Source organism: Streptomyces sp. WAC 04229, assembly GCF_003947455.1.
Classification (GTDB): Bacteria; Actinomycetota; Actinomycetes; order Streptomycetales; family Streptomycetaceae; genus Streptomyces.
The window spans coordinates 49,409-67,415 of sequence record NZ_QHJH01000007.1 but is presented as its reverse complement, the minus strand read 5'-3'; the positions used below and the strand labels follow the sequence as shown (position 1 = coordinate 67,415).

The following is an 18,007-nucleotide window of genomic DNA, read 5'->3' as shown; positions in this document are numbered from 1 at the left end:
GCCCTGTGCATGTCGCGGAGAGGTTTTGGCTCTATGCAGAAAGCCAGAGGCATAATGGTTGGAGCGAAAAGCTAGGAACTGTCTGTGCATGGCCATTCTGGTTCAGGGTACGTGCACGGTCGAAGGAGCGGCGATGACACCCCCTGTGGACCCCAGCCTCAACCGGCGCAAGCTCCGGATCGCCCTGCGCAAGGCGCGGGAGCGTTCCGGGCTCAGCCAGCGTGAGGCCGCCGAGCGGGTGGAGTGGTCGCAGTCGAAGCTCATCCGTGTGGAGACCGGGACGGTGAGTGTGTCCGTCAGTGATCTGCGCGCCCTCCTGGCGCTGTACGGCGTCGCCGAGCCCGACACCGTGCACGAGTTGGAGGAGGCGGCCCGGGGCAGCAAGGGGGCCAGCTGGTGGTCGAGCTACCACGACGTCGTCTCCCCGCAGTTCGCCCAGTACCTCGGGTACGAGGGCGCCGCGCGGGCCGTGGACACCTACCACCCCATCGTCGTCCCTGGGCATCTGCAGACCCGCGCCTACGCGGAGGCCCTGCTCGCCGAACGCGGACTGGCCGCCGAACGGGTGCGCCGGGTCGTCGACCTGAGGATGGAACGCCAGCAGCGCATGTTCGGGGGACCGGGCCGTCCGACGGCCACGTTCGTCCTGGACGAGGCGGCGGTACGGCGGCAGATCGGCGGTCGCGGCGCGTTCCGCGCACAGTTGGAACAGGTCCTCGACTTCGCCGGACGGGACGAGGTCACCGTCCGCGTACTGCCGTTCGACGCGGGAGCGCACTACAGCACACTGGGCAGCTTTGTCCTGCTGCGATTCTCGGACGACGACGACCTTCTGTATCTGGAACACGCCGCCGGCAGCATGACCGGCGGCGAGGACTTGGAACTGCTGGCCCACTACCAGGAGTGCTTCCAGACGCTCATGGAGCGGGCGTTGGACGAGAACGCGTCCCTCGACTTGATCAATCGCGTCAAGCAGAGCCTCTAGGCCCGCTGGACCCGCGGAACAGGGCTGACAGAGGCAGGGGGAGGACCGGCGTGGTCTCCAGGTCGACGATCGATGCTCTACTGGACGTGCTGCGAATAGCCTTCGGCTCCGGCATGAACGACGAGGAGCTGAAGGCTCAGGCCATCCAGGACCCTGAGCAGACAGAGCGTCTCATAGCCATCGAGACATCGCGGGCACGCGACAAACGGAAGTACACGGCACTGCTCGGGGTGCTCGGTCTGGCGGCGCTGATCATCATCATGGCGAAGGCGGCGCCTTTCATCATGAAGAAGGCCCGTGGCCTCGAACTCCCCTGGTCCGACGTCGGTTCCGTGCTGGGCACGTTCCTGATGGGCACGGTCCTGACCGGACTGGGCTGGTGGGTCAGGCGCAAGCTGGCGGCACGCGGCGCAGCTACTCCGCAGAACCCGCCCGAGAGTCGTAACGAGGGTGATCAGAACCAAGTAGGGACGGGATAGCACCATTGCCGGCGCGCCACACGCCCGCTCCGACGGCCACGACGACTGCCACGGTCACCCACAGGATTCTCTTGGCCAGGACGCCGTCGACGAACATGGACGCCACTGCGGCCGCCAGCGTCGCGACCGCTCCCACACTCATGGTGAAGGTGAGGACGCCACCCACCACGACGGCGCTCCGCTTGCCGGCCGACCGCCCCACTGGGGATGCCTCGGCATTCATATGGCCCCCTACCGCCTGCCGATGGCTGGATAAGAACGTCACAGACCGTTCAACTCTCCTTGTGCCACGGCATGCAGGAACTCGGTCCAGACGGAGGCGGTGAAGCCCAGTGGCGTTCGTCCGAGCGCCTTGGAGTCGCGCGCCAGCACCTGGCCTTCGCGCACGGCAACCTCCACGCACTCGCTCTCGTTGCCACACATGCTGCTTTTGCGCCACAAGGGTTGCCCCTCATGCACTGCCCCAGCCCCCTGCTTCCCCCACATGCCTGGATAGCGCCCCATCATGTTAGTGGACGGGTGTGCACTGTCGCAGGCGAGTCCCCGAATCCCCTCCCGGGAAACCCCCGCGGCATTCCGCCGTCACCGATTCCATCACTGAAAGTCATCGAATGACCAGCTTAGGTGACGTCGATCGGCGATGAACATACGGGAATCAGCCGGGCTGCACGCCACGGGTCGTGCCCGGAAGGACCGGGCACGACCCGTGGCGCAGCCGCCTACTTGCGGATCAGGCTCCGCAGCACGTACTGCAGGATGCCGCCGTTGCGGTAGTAGTCCGCCTCACCCGGGGTGTCGATGCGGACGACCGCGTCGAACTCGACGCCGGTGTCGGTGGTGACCTTCACCGTGCGCGGGGTGGTGCCGTCGTTCAGCTCGGTGACACCGGTGACGGAGAAGGACTCCTCGCCGGTCAGGCCGAGGGAGGACGCGGTCTGGCCCTCCGGGAACTGGAGCGGCAGGACGCCCATGCCGATGAGGTTCGAGCGGTGGATGCGCTCGTACGACTCGGCGATCACGGCCTTGACGCCGAGGAGCGCGGTGCCCTTGGCGGCCCAGTCGCGGGACGAGCCGGAGCCGTACTCCTTGCCGGCCAGGACGACGAGCGGGATGTTCTGCTCGATGTAGTTGCGGGAGGCGTCGTAGATGAACGACACCGGCCCGTCAGCCTGGGTGAAGTCGCGGGTGTAGCCGCCCTCGGTGCCCGGCGCGATCTGGTTGCGCAGGCGGATGTTGGCGAAGGTGCCGCGGATCATGATCTCGTGGTTGCCGCGGCGCGAGCCGTAGCTGTTGAAGTCGCGGCGCTCGACGCCGTGCTCCGTCAGGTACTTGCCGGCCGGGGTGTCGGCCTTGATGGCACCGGCCGGGGAGATGTGGTCGGTGGTGACCGAGTCGCCCAGCTTGGCCAGCACGCGGGCACCGGAGATGTCCTCGACCGGGGCCGGCTCCATGCCCATGCCCTCGAAGTACGGGGGCTTGCGCACGTAGGTGGACTCGGTGTCCCACTCGAAGGTGTCGCCGGTCGGGATCGGCAGCGCCTGCCACTGGGCGTCGCCCGCGAAGACGTCGCTGTAGGACTTGGAGAACATGTCCTCGCCGATGGCGTTGGCGACGACGTCGTTGACCTCGGCCTCGGTCGGCCAGATGTCCTTCAGGAAGACCGGATTGCCGTCCTGGTCGGCGCCCAGGGCGTCCTTGGTGATGTCGACCTTCATGGAGCCGGCGAGGGCGTAGGCGACGACCAGCGGCGGGGACGCCAGGTAGTTCATCTTGACGTCGGGGTTGATCCGGCCCTCGAAGTTGCGGTTGCCGGAGAGCACCGAGGTGACGGCCAGGTCGTGGTCGTTGACGGCCTTGGAGACCTCGTCCGGCAGCGGGCCGGAGTTGCCGATGCAGGTGGTGCAGCCGTAGCCGACCAGGTTGAAGCCGACCTTGTCGAGGTACGGGGTGAGGCCCGACTTCTCGAAGTAGTCGGTGACGACCTTGGAGCCCGGGGCGAGGGTGGTCTTGACCCACGGCTTGCGGGTCAGGCCCTTCTCGACCGCCTTCTTGGCCACCAGGGCGGCGGCGACCATGACGTACGGGTTGGAGGTGTTGGTGCAGGAGGTGATGGCGGCCACCGTCACGGCACCGTGGTCCAGCTCGTAGGTCGTGCCGTCGGGGGCGGTGACCGGGACCGGGTTGGACGGGACGCCGTTGGCGACGGCCGGGGCGTCGGAGGCCGGGAAGGACTCCTGGCCGGCCTCGTCCACGCTGTCCACGTAGTTGCGAACGTCCTGCTTGAACTGCTCGGCGGCGTTCGCGAGGACGATGCGGTCCTGCGGGCGCTTCGGGCCGGCGATGGAGGGGACGACCGTGGCGAGGTCCAGCTCGAGCTTCTCGGAGAAGTCCGGCTCGGCCTTCGGGTCCAGCCAGAGGCCCTGCTCCTTGGCGTAGGCCTCGACCAGGGCGACCTGCTGGTCGCTGCGGCCGGTCAGGCGCATGTAGTTCAGGGTCTCGTCGTCGATCGGGAAGATCGCGGCGGTGGAGCCGAACTCCGGCGACATGTTGCCGATGGTGGCGCGGTTGGCGAGGCTCGTGGCCGCGACACCCTCGCCGTAGAACTCGACGAACTTGCCGACGACGCCGTGCTTGCGGAGCATCTCGGTGATGGTCAGCACGAGGTCCGTGGCGGTGGTGCCCGGCTGCAGCTCACCGGTGAGCTTGAAGCCGACGACGCGCGGGATCAGCATCGAGACGGGCTGGCCGAGCATCGCGGCCTCGGCCTCGATGCCGCCGACGCCCCAGCCGAGGACACCGAGGCCGTTGACCATGGTGGTGTGCGAGTCGGTGCCGACCAGGGTGTCGGGGTAGGCCTTGCCGTCGCGGGTCATGACGACGCGGGCCAGGTGCTCGATGTTCACCTGGTGGACGATGCCGGTGCCGGGCGGGACGACCTTGAACTCGTCGAAGGCGGTCTGGCCCCAGCGCAGGAACTGGTAGCGCTCCTTGTTGCGGCCGTACTCCAGGTCGACGTTCTGCTTGAAGGCGTCGTTGGTGCCGAACTTGTCGGCGATCACGGAGTGGTCGATGACCAGCTCGGCCGGGGCCAGCGGGTTGATCTTCGCCGCGTCACCGCCCAGCTCCTTGACGGCCTCGCGCATGGTGGCGAGGTCCACGACACAGGGCACGCCGGTGAAGTCCTGCATGATCACGCGAGCCGGCGTGAACTGGATCTCCTGCGACGGCTGGGCCTGCGAGTCCCAGCCGCCGAGGGCGCGGATGTGGTCGGCGGTGATGTTCGCGCCGTCCTCGGTGCGGAGGAGGTTCTCCAGCAGCACCTTCAGGCTGTAGGGAAGGCGCGCGGAGCCCTCGACCTTGTCCAGCCGGAAGATCTCGTACGACTCGTCGCCCACCTGCAGCGTGCTGCGGGCGTCGAAGCTGTTCGCCGACACGACAGTCTCCTTCATTCATGTGCGCGTACCACCGCATCCTGCCGCCACGCCGCCCTGGCCATTCCGCTAAGGTATGGCTAAGTTAGGTAAGCCTTACCGCTGGACCCGACGGCGGCTGCGGCTGCGGTGCGCCTCAGCAGATATCTCGATGTCGAGATAACTCTAGTACATGGGGGCGGTCTGGTCATGCCCGGGCACTGTGTGGCGTGCGCCCCACCGCCCTGCCTCCCGGGTGACCCGTGCGGCCATCACTACGCCGAACGGGGGTATCCGATGCGTGCCGGACAGCCCCGGCACTACTCGGACGGAGGCACGATGCCGCTCACATTCCGCAAGAGTTTCCGAATCCTTCCCGGAGTGCGCCTGAACATCAACAAGCGTTCGTGGTCCATCACCACCGGCGGCAAGAACGGCCCGCGCCACACCCGCAGCAGCACCGGACGTCGTACGACATCGATGGATTTGCCCGGGCCCTTCGGATGGCGCCGCACCACGACGAGCAAGCGCCGCTGAGGCGCGCTTGACGTCGCGTCACCCGAACGGACCCCCCGAGAGGCGCCATCTCATATCTGAGATAGCCTCAACCTCATGGCAGACGACTACCTCGTACGCATCGGCAAGCTCATCCGTGACGCCCGGCAGCACCGCGGCTGGACCCAGTCACAGCTTGCGGAGGCGCTCAACACCAGTCAGAGCGCCGTCAACCGCATCGAGCGCGGCAACCAGAACATCAGCCTTGAGATGATCGCCCGTATCGGCGAAGCGCTGGACAGCGAGATCGTCTCCCTGGGCTACGCGGGTCCGATGCACCTGCGCGTGGTCGGCGGCCGTCGCCTCTCGGGCGCCATCGACGTCAAGACGAGCAAGAACGCGTGCGTGGCCCTGCTGTGCGCCTCGCTGCTCAACAAGGGCCGCACGGTGCTGCGCCGGGTCGCCCGCATCGAGGAGGTCTACCGCCTCCTGGAGGTGCTCAACTCCATCGGCGTACGCACCCGCTGGATCAACGACGGCACCGACCTGGAGATCGTGCCGCCGGGCGAGCTGGACATGGAGGCCATCGACGCCGAGGCGGCGGTGCGCACCCGCTCGATCATCATGTTCCTCGGCCCGCTGCTGCACCGCATGGACCGCTTCCGGCTGCCCTACGCCGGCGGCTGCGACCTGGGCACCCGGACCATCGAACCGCACATGATCGCGCTGCGCCGGTTCGGCCTGGAGGTCGCGGCGACCGAGGGCCACTACCACGCGGTGGTGGACCGTCAGGTGCGCCCGGACCGCCCGATCGTGCTGACCGAGCGGGGCGACACGGTCACCGAGAACGCGCTGCTCGCGGCCGCCCGCCACGACGGCGTCACGGTCATCCGCAACGCCTCCTCGAACTACATGGTCCAGGACCTCTGCTTCTTCCTGGAGGCCCTGGGCGTCCGGGTCGAGGGCATCGGCACCACCACCCTCACGGTGCACGGCATGCCCGTCATCGACGCCGACGTGGACTACTGCCCCTCCGAGGACCCGGTCGAGGCGATGAGCCTGCTGGCCGCGGCCGTGGTGACGGAGTCGGAGCTGACGGTCCGCCGCGTCCCCATCGAGTTCCTGGAGATCGAGCTGGCGGTCCTGGAGGAGATGGGCCTCGACCACGACCGCACGCCGGAGTACTTCGCGGACAACGGCCGCACACGGCTGGTGGACCTCACCGTCCGGCCCTCCAAACTGGAGGCGCCGATCGACAAGATCCACCCCATGCCCTTCCCCGGCCTGAACATCGACAACGTCCCGTTCTTCGCGGCCATCGCGGCCTCCGCGCAGGGCCAGACCCTCATCCACGACTGGGTCTACGACAACCGCGCCATCTACCTCACCGACCTCAACCGCCTCGGCGGCCGCCTCCAGCTCCTGGACCCCCACCGCGTCCTGGTCGAGGGCCCCACCCGCTGGCGCGCCGCCGAGATGATGTGCCCGCCGGCCCTGCGCCCGGCGGTGGTCGTCCTGCTGGCGATGATGGCGGCGGAGGGCACCTCGGTGCTGCGCAACGTGTACGTCATCAACCGCGGTTACGAGGACCTGGCGGAGCGGCTGAACTCGATCGGGGCGCAGATCGATATCTTCCGGGACATTTGAAAGCTCTAAGTGGGCGGTTCGTGAGTCTTTGAGTGGTTTTGCTGTCGCCTGATGGTGTGGCGGCGGGGCGGAATCTGCCGGTCCGCGGCTGTTGATCTGGTGATGTGACCGGGTGACTGAACGCAAGCCGTACCCGAGTGACTTATCGGACGAGCAGTGGTCGTTGATCGAGCCGGTGATCACCGCGTGGAAAGACCGGCACCGCTCGGTCAGCGGCCACCAGGGCGCCTACGACATGCGGGAGATCGTCAACTCGATCCTCTACCAGGGGCGGACCGGCTGTCAGTGGGCCTATCTCCCGCACGATCTGCCGCAGAAGAGTGCGACGTACTACTACTTCGCGGCCTGGCGGGACGACGGGACCGACCAGGTCATTCATGAACTCCTGCGCTGCCAGGTCCGCGAGCGCGCCCGCCGATTAGAGGACCCGACCCTGGTGGTGCTGGACACCCAGAGTGTCCACGTGGCCGCCGGGGTCCCCGCCTCCACGAGCGGCCACGATCCGGCCAAGCGGGTGCCCGGCCGCAAGCGCGGACTGGCTGTGGACGTCCTCGGCCTGGTCATCGCGGCCGTCGTCCTTGCCGCGAACACCCACGACAACGCCGCGGGCATCGTCCTGCTGGACCAGGTCGCCGAGCACGCCGGCGGCACCGTCCGCAAAGCCCTGGTCGACCAGGGCTTCAAGAACCAGGTCGTCATGCACGGCGCCGGCCTGGGCATCGACGTCGAGATCGTCGCACGCAACCCGCAGGCCAAGGGGTTCGTGCCGCAGCCGAAGCGGTGGAGGGTCGAGCAGACCTACGGGATCCTGATACTGCACCGGCGCCTGGTCCGCGACTACGAGCACCGCCCCTCCTCCTCCGTCTCCCGCGTCTACTGGGCGATGACCCACGTCATGACCCGACGCCTCACCGGCGCGAACGCCCCCACCTGGCGCGCGGAGCAGGCGGCGGCGTGAACATCCAGCCCCTGCTCGACGCCCTGGACCTCCAGGAAGATGCCGCCCGGGCCCTGGCCGAAGACCTCCGCGCACAGATCGACGACCTGCAGACCCGGCTGCGGGAGGCCGAGACCCACCTGGAACACCTCGCGATCACCCGCACGACCGTCACCGGCCTCACCGACCGGCTCCCGGCCGTCGCACCGAACCTGCCCGAGCACCCGGACTACCCCCGCATCCTCGCCGCCTTCAACCACGCGACCGGACCGCTACGGGCCAAGGACGTCTGCGAAGCCCTCGGCCACGAACCGCTGCCGAAGAACGTCGAAGGCACCCGCGCCAAGCTGAAACGCCTGGTCAAACTCGGGATCCTCACCGAGGCCGACACCGGCAACTTCGCCAGGAAGCAATAGCCGACCGACCCTCCACCAGCGACCTTGCCCCAACCTCAATCAGAAACGGACATCACCTTACGAACCGCCCACTAAGAAGAAGTAACGCGAACCCCCTCCTGACCTGCGTAAACGTAAGACAGGAAGGGGTCGCCGAGTAGCCCTGGGACTCTTCTGGGACTTCCGGGCCAGGCCCGGAGTCGCCCGATTTCTCGATCGGCTCACTCGTGCGCTCGGCCGAAGGGCCACTGCTGTCGTCAGTCGACAGTCTGGATGTCCTCGACCGGGTAGGGCACGAAGGTGCTGCTGTTCTGGTCGATCAGGAGTGGGCGGCCGAGTGGTGGTGCGGCCCGCTGGGAGCAGTCGAGGCGTTCGCAGACGCGGCAGCCCATGCCGATGGGGGTGGCGGCGGAGGCGCTGGTGAGGTCGAGGCCGTCGGAGTAGACGAGGCGGTGGGCGTGGCGGATCTCGCATCCGAGGCCGACGGCGTAGGTCCTGCCGGGTTCGCCCCAGCCCCCGCGGTGGCGGGTGACTGCCCGTGCGGTCCACAGATAGCGCTGCCCGTCGGGCATTTCGGCCATCTGGATGTGGACGCGTCCCGGGGCGGCGAACGCCTCGTAGACGTTCCACAGGGGGCAGGTGCCGCCGGCTCGGGAGAAGTGGAAGCCGGTCGCCGACTGTCGTTTGGAGAGGTTTCCCGCCCGGTCGACGCGGACGAAGGAGAACGGCACCCCGCGGAGCCTGGGACGCTGGAGGGTGCTGAGCCGATGGCAGATGGTCTCGTAGCCGAGACCGAAGTGGTCGGTCAGACGCTCGATGTCGTAGCGGGCTTCCTCTGCCACCGCGTGAAAGGCGGCGTAGGGCAGGATCAGTGCGGCCGCGAAGTAGTTGGCGATGCCGATGCGGGCGAGCGCGTGGGTGGTTGATCCGGGCGGGAAGTCCTCGGTGGCCAGCCGGTCGAGGTCCTCACCCTGTTCGAGCAGTGCCAGCTGGGTCGCCATGCGGAAGGCGCGTTGACCCGGCCGGAGCCGCGTGGACAGGTGGAGGGTGCGGCTTCTGTCGTCGTAGCGGTGCAGCCGCGCGCCGGGCGCGGCGGCCAGGTGGACGCCGTGTTCCTCGGTGAGTCTCGCGGTGAGGACCGATCACCTCTCCCGGCCGTACTCCGATCTCCGCGGCGAGGCGTTCGGCCGCCAGGTCGGTGTCGTGAAGGTAGTTCTGGCGGCGGTAGAAGAAGTCGCGGACCTGCTCGTGCGGCGTGGAGGTGGTTCCCCGGTCCCGGTCCCGGCCGTCCGCCGCCCCGGCCAGGCGTTCGGACAGCTCCTGGTTGCGGCGGCCGAGGTCGAGCAGGGCCTTGGCGACGCCGGGCAGCCGGGCGGCCAGGTCACCGAGATCGGCCGCGGACACCTTGGACTCGGCGATCTCGCCGGCGAGGGCTTCACGGAGGTCGGCCAGCAGGCGCGTGGTGTCCCGCTCGGAGAAGAAGCCCGGGTCCACGCCGAACGCCTCGGTCAACCGCAGCAGGACGGGCACGGTGAGGGGGCGGGAGTCGTGCTCCATCTGGTTGAGGTAGCTCGGGGAGATGGCGAGCACGCGGGCGAGGTCCGCCTGGCTCATCCGGCGCTCCTCGCGCAGTCGTCGCAGCCGCGCACCCGCGTACGTCTTGCTCACCGAACCGCTCCCTCGGCAGCTGGGCCTCCGTCGCGGTTCAGCGTAAGGGAGACATCCCCCCTCCGAGCCTTCGCAACATTGGCAAAAAGCGGCGAGAAGATTCGCAAGGATTGACAGACGTCCCCGCTTGATGGCACTCAGTGCCAGTGCCAGAGTCGTAGTGCGGCCCGCCGGACCCGGCAGGTACAGCCCGGAACCGGGGCACGATTTCTGCCCTGACGTCGGAGATCCCGGCAGCGGCGGGTATCTGCGCCGGCAACACTGCTCAGCTCCACCTCCCAGGTGACGGCGGGCCGCATCCCCGTACGACGACACGTAGTGCCACCTCCGTTCATCCGGACGGTGGGATTGGCAGCCAGTACAGACCGAGGAGACGGAGACAGTCATGGCGGACGCGAGGACGAGCACGCAGGCGGCCGAGGAACTGGCCCGGCGCTGGGCCACCGACCCGCGCTGGCGGGGCATCGAGCGCACCTACAGCGCCGAGGACGTGGTCCGGCTGTCCGGCAGCGTCCGCGAGGAGGCCACCCTGGCCCGGCGCGGCGCCGAACGGCTGTGGCGGCAGCTGCACGAGCTCGACTACGTCCACGCGCTCGGCGCCCTGACCGGCGGCCAGGCGGTGCAGCAGGTGAAGGCCGGGCTCCAGGCGATCTACCTGTCCGGCTGGCAGGTCGCCGCCGACGCCAACCAGGCCGGCCACACCTACCCCGACCAGAGTCTCTACCCCGCCAACTCGGTGCCGCAGGTGGTGCGTCGGATCAACAACGCGCTGCTGCGCGCCGACCAGATCGCCACCGCCGAGAACGCCGGCGACACCACCGACTGGCTCGCGCCCATCGTGGCCGACGCCGAGGCCGGGTTCGGCGGCCCGCTGAACGCCTTCGAGCTGACCAAGGCGATGATCGCGGCGGGTGCGGCCGGCATCCACTACGAGGACCAGCTCGCCTCGGAGAAGAAGTGCGGGCACCTCGGTGGCAAGGTCCTTGTCCCCACCTCGCAGCACATCCGCACCCTGAACGCGGCCCGCCTGGCCGCCGACATCGCCGACACCCCGACCGTCGTCATCGCCCGCACCGACGCCCTCGCCGCCAACCTGCTCACCAGCGACGTCGACGAGCGCGACGCCGAGTTCGTCACCGGCGAGCGCACGGCGGAGGGCTTCTACCGAGTACGGAACGGGATGGCCCCGGTCATCGCCCGCGGTCTGGCCTACGCCCCGTACGCCGACCTGATCTGGGTGGAGACCGGCACCCCGGACCTGGCGCAGGCCCGCGAGTTCGCCGAGGCGATCCACGCGCGGTACCCGGACCAGATGCTGGCCTACAACTGCTCCCCGTCCTTCAACTGGAAGGCCGCGCTGGACGACGACCAGATCGCCAAGTTCCAGCGCGAGCTGGGCGCCATGGGCTACAAGTTCCAGTTCATCACCCTGGCCGGGTTCCACTCCCTCAACCACGGCATGTTCGACCTGGCCCGTGGCTACGCCGAGCACGGCATGACCGCCTACGTGGATCTCCAGGAGAAGGAGTTCGCCGCGCAGGCGCAGGGCTTCACCGCCGTCAAGCACCAGCGCGAGGTCGGCACCGGCTACTTCGATCTCGTCTCCACGGCCGTCAACCCGGCCTCCTCCACGACCGCGCTGGCCGGGTCCACGGAGGAAGAGCAGTTCCACTAGGCCGCCGAGCCGGACGCCCCGCGTACGGCCGGCCCCGCCGACGGAGGGGGACGAACCGTCTCCGTCCCCCTCCGCTCCCACCTCCCAGGAGAGCCCGATGACCACCACCGCACCCACCCACCAGCAGCTCCGTGTCCTCGCCGCGCCCGGTCACCGGCACGACGAGATCCTCACCCCGGCCGCTCTCGCCTTCGTCGGCAAGCTCGTCGAGGCGTTCGCGTCGCGTCGGCGGGACTTGATGAAGGAACGCCGCCGGCAGGTACTGCGACTGGCGTCCGGCTCGCCTCTCGACTTCCCCATGGTCACCGCCCGCGTCCGGGCCGACGCCGACTGGCGCGTGGCGCCGCCCGCGCCCGGTCTGACCGACCGCCGGGTGGAGATCACCGGGCCGCCGGAGCGCCGCATGGCCGTCAACGCCCTCAACAGCGGTGCCAAGGTGTGGATGGCGGACTTCGAGGACGCCACCGCCCCGCTGTGGGACAACGTCGTCGGCGGGCAACTCACCCTCCTGGACGCCATCGAGCGCCGGATCGACTTCACCACGCCCGAGGGCAAGGAGTACCGGCTGGGGGACCGGCTCGCCACCATCATGGTCCGGCCGCGCGGCTGGCACCTCGACGAGGAGCACCTGGAGTACGACGGCCGTCCGGTGCCCGCCGCGTTCGTCGACTTCGGCCTGTACTTCTTCCACTGCGCCCAGCGGCAGATCGACGCCGGGTACGGCCCCTACTTCTACCTCCCCAAGCTGGAGAACAGGTACGAGGCCCGGCTGTGGAACGACGTCTTCCTGCTCGCCCAGGAGCTGCTGGGCATCCCGCGCGGCACGATCCGCGCCACCGTCCTCATCGAGACGATCACCGCCGCGTTCGAGATGGAGGAGATCCTCCACGAACTGCGCGAACACAGCGCGGGACTGAACGCCGGCCGATGGGACTACCTCTTCAGCATCATCAAGACCTTCGGCCACCGCACCGACTTCCTCCTCCCGGACCGGGCGAAGGTCACGATGACCGCCCCCTTCATGCGGGCGTACACCGAACTCCTCGTGCGCACCTGCCACCGGCGCGGCGCGCACGCCATCGGCGGCATGGCCGCCCAGGTGCCGGGCAAGGACCCGGCCGCGAACGAGGCCGCTTTCACCAAGGTCCGCCTCGACAAGGAGCGGGAGGCCGAAGACGGCTTCGACGGCTCCTGGGTCGCCCATCCGGCACTCGTCCGCGTCTGCCGCGACGTGTTCGACGGCGTTCTCGGTGAGCGGCCCCACCAGCTCGACCGCACCCGCGACGACGTCGAGGTCGCCCCGGCCGACCTGCTGTCCGTGCGCCGGATCAGCGGGCCGCCCACCGCTGACGGGGTGCGCACCAATATCTCCGTCACACTGCGGTACTACGCCGCCTGGCTGCGCGGCCAGGGCGCGGTCGCCCTCGACGGGCTGATGGAGGACGCGGCCACCGCCGAGATCGCCCGCGTGCAGATCTGGCAGTGGCTGCGGCATCGGGTGATCGACCGCGAGACGGTGCTCGAACTGCTCGCCGACGAGATCGCGGCGCTCGGCGCCGAATACCCGTGGGCCTCGGCCGAAAACATCCGCCCCCTCTTCGAGCAGACCGCGCTGGCGGGTGAGTTGCCGCTGTTCTTCACCCCCGACGCCTACACCCGCCACCTCGTGCGCCGATCGCAGGTGCAGGTGTGAGCGCCGGCGTCACCCGCGTCGGCGTGGTCGGCGGCGGGCAGATGGGCGCGGGGATCGCCGAGGTCTGTGCGCGGGCCGGACTGGACACCGTGGTCTGCGAGGTGGACGCGGTCGCCGCACGCGCCGCGCGGGACCGGATCGCCGGCTCCCTGGACCGAGCCGTACGACGCGGCAAGCTGAGCCGCGAGGCCGCCGCCGACGCCCGTACCCGGCTCGTCTTCACCGGCAGCCTGGACGATCTCGCCGACCGGCAGCTCATCATCGAGGCCGTCATCGAGAATCCGAACGCCAAGACCGAGGTCTTCGCCGCCCTGGACAAGATCGTCGAAGACCCCGCAGCCGTCCTCGCCACCAACACCTCCTCCCTGCCCGTGATGCGGCTCGGCATGGCCACCTCCCGGGCGGACCGGGTCGTCGGCCTGCACTTCTTCAACCCCGTTCCCGTCCTGCCGCTGGTCGAGGTGGTCACCTCGCTGCACACGTCGGCCGGGACGACCGTCCTGGTGGAGGACTTCGCGTCCCGGACGCTCGGCAAGACGGTTGTCCGCTCCAAGGACCGGGCCGGCTTCGTCGTCAACGCGTTGCTCATCCCCTACCTGCTCTCGGCCGTGCGGATGGCGGAGTCCGGGTTCGCCACCGCCGCCGACATCGACGCGGGCATGGAACTGGGCTGCGCCCACCCGATGGGACCGCTGAAACTGGCCGACCTCATCGGCCTGGACACCGTGGTGTCCATCGCGGAGTCCCTCTACGACGAGTTCCGCGAGTCTCTTTACGCTCCTCCTCCGCTGCTCCAGCGGATGGTGGAGGCGGGACTGCTGGGCCGGAAGTCCGGCCGGGGGTTCCACAGCTACGGCCAGGGCTGAGGGCCTGGTACGACGCGGGCCGAGGGGCCCGCGGCGCCACAGGGGTGAGGGTCCCTGCGGCACGGCGGGAAGGGGCGGTGAGCGCGAGTGCGGCGTTCGCCGCCCCTCACCGCTGCCACCCGCCGGGACGCCCGACCCGCCTTCCGCATGATGGACGGCACTCTTCCTTTCGCGGCGCCACCCCGTAGGGTGACCGCAGCAGCTGGTTCGCCCCGTCCGCCAGGCGGGGTGTCGCAAGAGGGAACCCGGTGGGAATCCGGGACTGCCCCGCAGCGGTGAGCGGGAACGACCGCCGTCATACGCACTGGGTCCGACGTACCGGACCCGGGAAGCGACGGCCAGTAGGTGTCCTTTACGACGAAGGACGTGCCCGCGAGTCCGAAGACCTGCCAACTGCCCACGTGCGGACCGATCCGTGCGCGGACATCCCGGTGACCTCGAGGGCGGGTCGGCGAACACACCAGACGGAATGACCGCGCTTGTGCCGGGTGAGGTCGGGTCCGTCCGGTTCGTCACACCCTTCGCGCTCTCGTCCCGTCTCCGGGATCTCAGGGATTCGTCTCGCGAAGGAGATCTCCGTGACAGCCAAGTCCGCAGCCGCGGCAGCACGGGCCACCGTGTACGGCTACCCCCGCCAGGGCCCGAACCGGGAACTGAAGAAGGCGATCGAGGGTTACTGGAAGGGCCGTGTCACCGCCGACGCCCTCCATGCCACCGCCGCCGGACTCCGCCGGGAAAACCGGCAGCAGCTCGCCGACGCCGGCGTCCACGAGGTGCCCACCGGTGACTTCTCGTACTACGACCACGTCCTGGACACCACCGTCATGGTCGGCGCGATCCCCGAGCGGCACCGCACCGCCGTCGAGGCCGACGCGACGGACGGCTACTTCGCCATGGCGCGCGGTACCCAGGAGGTCGCTCCGCTGGAGATGACCAAGTGGTTCGACACCAACTACCACTACCTGGTCCCCGAGCTGGGCCCCGACACCGTCTTCACGGCCGACTCCACCAAGCAGGTCGGCGAGCTGAAGGAAGCCCTCGCCCAGAGCCTGACCGCCCGGCCCGTCCTGGTCGGCCCCGTCACGTATCTCCTGCTCGCCAAGCCCGCCCCCGGGGTGCCCGCCGACTTCGAGCCGCTGAGTCTCCTGGACCGGCTGCTGCCCGTGTACGCGGAAGTGCTCGCCGACCTGCGCGCGGCCGGCGCCGAGTGGGTGCAGCTCGACGAGCCCGCCCTGGTGCAGGACCGTGCCCCTGCCGAGCTGAACGCCGCCGAGCGCGCCTACCGCGACCTCGGCGCCCTCACCGACCGGTCGAAGCTGCTCGTGGCCTCCTACTTCGATCGGCTCGGCGACGCACTGCCGGTGCTGGCCAAGGCACCCGTCGAGGGCCTCGCCCTGGACTTCACCGAGGCCGCCGCCGCCAACCTGGACGCGCTGGCCGCCGTCGGCGGACTGCCCGGCAAGCGGCTGATCGCCGGCGTGGTCAACGGCCGCAACATCTGGATCAACGACCTGCAGCAGTCGCTGTCCACCCTCGGCACCCTCCTCGGTCTCGCCGACCGCGTCGACGTCGCCGCCTCCTGCTCGCTCCTGCACGTCCCCCTGGACGCGTCCGCGGAGAAGGACGTCGATCCGCAGATCCTGCGCTGGCTGGCCTTCGCTCAGCAGAAGACCGCCGAGGTCGTCACGCTCGCCAAGGGCCTCGCCCAGGGCACCGACACCATCACCGGGGAACTCGCCGCCAACCGCACCGACCTCGCCTCCCGCGCGAGTTCGCCGATCACCCGCGACCCCGCGGTGCGGGCCCGCGCCGCGGCCGTGACGGATGCCGACGCCCGCCGCTCCCAGCCGTACGCCGAACGGACCGCCGCCCAGCGGGCCCACCTCAGGCTGCCCCTGCTGCCCACGACCACCATCGGCTCCTTCCCGCAGACCGGCGAACTGCGCACCGCCCGCGCCGACCTGCGTGCCGGCCGCATCGACACCGCCGGGTACGAGGAGCGCATCAAGGCGGAGATCCAGGAAGTCGTCTCCTTCCAGGAGAAGACCGGCATCGACGTCCTCGTGCACGGCGAGCCCGAACGCAACGACATGGTCCAGTACTTCGCCGAACAGCTCACCGGCTACCTCGCCACCCAGCACGGCTGGGTCCAGTCCTACGGCACCCGCTACGTCCGCCCGCCGATCCTGGCCGGCGACATCTCCCGCCCCGAGCCGATGACCGTGCGCTGGACCTCGTACGCCCAGTCGCTGAGCGACCGGCCCGTCAAGGGCATGCTGACCGGGCCGGTCACCATGCTGGCCTGGTCCTTCGTCCGCGACGACCAGCCCCTCGGCGACACCGCCCGCCAAGTGGCCCTCGCCCTGCGCGACGAGGTGACCGACCTGGAGGCGGCCGGCACCTCGGTCATCCAGGTCGACGAGCCCGCGCTGCGCGAGACGCTGCCGCTGCGGGCCGCCGACCGGGACGCCTACCTGGCATGGGCCACCGAGGCGTTCCGGCTCAGCACGAGCGGGGTGCGGCCGGACACCCAGATCCACACCCACATGTGCTACGCCGAGTTCGGCGACATCGTGCAGGCCATCGACGACCTCGACGCCGACGTCATCAGCCTGGAGGCCGCCCGCTCCCACATGCAGGTCGCCCGGGAACTGGCCGCCCACGGCTACCCCCGCGAGGCCGGCCCCGGTGTCTACGACATCCACTCCCCGCGCGTCCCGAGCGTCGAGGAGGCCGCGGACCTGCTGCGCACGGGATTGAAGGCCATCCCCGCCGAACGGCTCTGGGTCAACCCCGACTGCGGACTGAAGACCCGCGCCTGGCCCGAGACCCGGGCCTCGCTGGAGAACCTGGTCGCTGCCGCCCGCACCGTCCGCGGTGAGCTGCCAACCTCCTGACCGACGACGGCAATGGGGCCGGGACGCCACGAGCGTCCCGGCCCGTCCGAGAGCACCGCCACAACCGAGGACAGGAAGGCGGACCCTCAGTGCCCGGCAAACCGCGGCAAGTCGTCGTGGACGGCAAACCCATGATCGCCATGCCCGAGAAGCAGTTCGAAAACCTAATGGCCATGCGCAGACAGCTCGGCAGCCAGACCGCCAAGCTGCGCATGCTGCGCGACACCCTGACCGACCTGAGCGAGTTCCTGGACACCGTGGCCGAGGCACTCGGCACCGCCGACACGGACGGGTCACGCGAGACCTCGTCACCCCTGATCGCGGAGATGCGCCGACGGGCCCGGCACGCACGCGGCGTCACCGGGTCGGGGCGGGCTCCGAAAGGTCGGCACTCGTCCGACCATACCCGAACTTAGGTATACCTAATGTCTCATCACGACACAACATCTGGGGTGTGCACACCCACCCGCTTCTAGATGTAGTGTTGGCGATACTGGTGGTTCGCCGGGCACCGCTGTGTTCGGCGTCGCAAGAGGGAACCCGGTGAAAGACCGGGACTGCCCCGCAGCGGTGAGTGGGAACGACCGCCGTCACAGGCACTGGGTCCGGATGCCGGGCCCGGGAAGCGACGGCCAGTAGGAGTCTCGTACGACACGAGACACGCCCGCGAGTCCGAAGACCTGCCACCGGTGCGCACGCCGGACAGCGGTGTGCGCGCTCCGAGGCCCCGAGGGAGGGCCAGGTGGCAGACGCACGGCTCCGGGCGAGGCGCACAGGTTTACTCCGCCACCCGGTGTCCCGCCGCACGTCCCGCGCCGCTCCTCCCCTCCCGGTCCTCGGGCACGGACGGGAACGAGCGA

At 69.4% G+C, this 18,007-nt stretch carries 13 protein-coding genes, 1 pseudogene and 2 riboswitches; of the genes and pseudogenes, 11 read left to right on the top strand and 3 right to left on the bottom strand.

Annotated features, from left to right (window positions below):
- Positions 1-133 precede the first annotated feature (133 nt).
- A complete protein-coding gene (locus DMH12_RS03490; RefSeq protein WP_125490049.1) occupies positions 134-985 on the top strand; it encodes a helix-turn-helix transcriptional regulator in 852 nt (283 codons plus the stop codon).
- A gap of 50 nt (positions 986-1,035) precedes the next feature.
- Positions 1,036-1,464 carry a hypothetical protein gene (locus DMH12_RS03485; RefSeq protein ID WP_125490048.1) on the top strand — a complete coding sequence of 143 codons (429 nt, stop codon included), beginning with the start codon at positions 1,036-1,038 and terminating at the stop codon, positions 1,462-1,464.
- A 261-nt stretch (positions 1,465-1,725) separates the two neighbouring features.
- Here DMH12_RS03485 and DMH12_RS03475 read toward each other — a convergent pair whose 3' ends face one another.
- Together DMH12_RS03475 and acnA are read right to left on the bottom strand one after the other, a co-directional pair.
- Entirely contained in the window at positions 1,726-1,950 is a 225-nt protein-coding gene (locus DMH12_RS03475; protein WP_312023896.1) for a DUF397 domain-containing protein, read from the bottom strand.
- Between the two features lie 233 nt (positions 1,951-2,183).
- Positions 2,184-4,898, bottom strand: a complete 2,715-nt coding sequence (acnA, locus tag DMH12_RS03470) for an aconitate hydratase AcnA (RefSeq protein WP_125490045.1) — start codon at positions 4,896-4,898, stop codon at positions 2,184-2,186.
- Positions 4,899-5,213: 315 nt separating this feature from the next.
- Between acnA and DMH12_RS03465 the strand changes: the two genes are divergently transcribed.
- The 4 genes from DMH12_RS03465 to DMH12_RS03450 all read left to right on the top strand — a co-directional run bounded on the left by DMH12_RS03465 (position 5,214) and on the right by DMH12_RS03450 (position 8,369).
- Positions 5,214-5,411 carry a DUF4236 domain-containing protein gene (locus DMH12_RS03465; RefSeq protein WP_079030465.1) on the top strand — a complete coding sequence of 66 codons (198 nt, stop codon included), beginning with the start codon at positions 5,214-5,216 and terminating at the stop codon, positions 5,409-5,411.
- Between the two features lie 75 nt (positions 5,412-5,486).
- Positions 5,487-7,016: a UDP-N-acetylglucosamine 1-carboxyvinyltransferase gene (locus DMH12_RS03460; RefSeq protein ID WP_125490044.1), complete on the top strand. Its 1,530-nt coding sequence runs from the start codon at positions 5,487-5,489 to the stop codon at positions 7,014-7,016.
- A 112-nt stretch (positions 7,017-7,128) separates the two neighbouring features.
- Positions 7,129-7,974: an IS5 family transposase gene (locus DMH12_RS03455; protein ID WP_125490043.1), complete on the top strand. Its 846-nt coding sequence runs from the start codon at positions 7,129-7,131 to the stop codon at positions 7,972-7,974.
- Entirely contained in the window at positions 7,971-8,369 is a 399-nt protein-coding gene (locus DMH12_RS03450) for a hypothetical protein (protein WP_125490042.1), read from the top strand. Before DMH12_RS03455 ends, DMH12_RS03450 begins: the two co-directional genes overlap by 4 nt.
- Before the next feature lie 236 nt (positions 8,370-8,605).
- Here the strand turns inward: DMH12_RS03450 and DMH12_RS03445 are convergent.
- Positions 8,606-10,016: pseudogene (locus DMH12_RS03445) on the bottom strand (short-chain fatty acyl-CoA regulator family protein).
- Positions 10,017-10,401: 385 nt separating this feature from the next.
- Here DMH12_RS03445 and aceA point away from each other — a divergent pair.
- The 5 genes from aceA (at position 10,402) to DMH12_RS03420 (ending at position 17,563) form a co-directional block, all read left to right on the top strand.
- Positions 10,402-11,691, top strand: coding sequence for an isocitrate lyase (gene aceA, locus DMH12_RS03440; RefSeq protein WP_125490041.1), 1,290 nt, complete (start codon positions 10,402-10,404; stop codon positions 11,689-11,691).
- 97 nt (positions 11,692-11,788) lie between these two features.
- The gene (gene aceB / locus DMH12_RS03435) at positions 11,789-13,384 is read left to right on the top strand and encodes a malate synthase A (RefSeq protein ID WP_125490040.1); all 1,596 of its coding nucleotides are present in this window, start codon (positions 11,789-11,791) and stop codon (positions 13,382-13,384) included.
- Positions 13,381-14,250, top strand: coding sequence for a 3-hydroxybutyryl-CoA dehydrogenase (locus tag DMH12_RS03430; protein ID WP_125490039.1), 870 nt, complete (start codon positions 13,381-13,383; stop codon positions 14,248-14,250). Before aceB ends, DMH12_RS03430 begins: the two co-directional genes overlap by 4 nt.
- A 186-nt stretch (positions 14,251-14,436) precedes the next feature.
- Positions 14,437-14,659: riboswitch (cobalamin riboswitch) on the top strand.
- Positions 14,660-14,828: 169 nt separating this feature from the next.
- Complete coding sequence (gene metE / locus DMH12_RS03425) at positions 14,829-17,147, top strand: 5-methyltetrahydropteroyltriglutamate--homocysteine S-methyltransferase (RefSeq protein WP_125490038.1); 2,319 nt, start codon at positions 14,829-14,831, stop codon at positions 17,145-17,147.
- 131 nt (positions 17,148-17,278) lie between these two features.
- Positions 17,279-17,563: a hypothetical protein gene (locus DMH12_RS03420; protein WP_125490037.1), complete on the top strand. Its 285-nt coding sequence runs from the start codon at positions 17,279-17,281 to the stop codon at positions 17,561-17,563.
- 64 nt (positions 17,564-17,627) lie between these two features.
- Positions 17,628-17,850: riboswitch (cobalamin riboswitch) on the top strand.
- Positions 17,851-18,007: the final 157 nt, after the last annotated feature.

Bases quoted from the DNA above. Each gene is read 5' to 3' on its own strand.
- DMH12_RS03465 (WP_079030465.1), top strand. From the start codon at position 5,214: ATGCCGCTCACATTCCGCAAGAGTTTCCGAATCCTTCCCGGAGTGCGC.
- DMH12_RS03475 (WP_312023896.1), bottom strand. From the start codon at position 1,950: ATGTGGGGGAAGCAGGGGGCTGGGGCAGTGCATGAGGGGCAACCCTTG.
- DMH12_RS03460 (WP_125490044.1), top strand. From the start codon at position 5,487: ATGGCAGACGACTACCTCGTACGCATCGGCAAGCTCATCCGTGACGCC.
- DMH12_RS03420 (WP_125490037.1), top strand. From the start codon at position 17,279: ATGATCGCCATGCCCGAGAAGCAGTTCGAAAACCTAATGGCCATGCGC.
- aceA (WP_125490041.1), top strand. From the start codon at position 10,402: ATGGCGGACGCGAGGACGAGCACGCAGGCGGCCGAGGAACTGGCCCGG.
- DMH12_RS03490 (WP_125490049.1), top strand. From the start codon at position 134: ATGACACCCCCTGTGGACCCCAGCCTCAACCGGCGCAAGCTCCGGATC.
- aceB (WP_125490040.1), top strand. From the start codon at position 11,789: ATGACCACCACCGCACCCACCCACCAGCAGCTCCGTGTCCTCGCCGCG.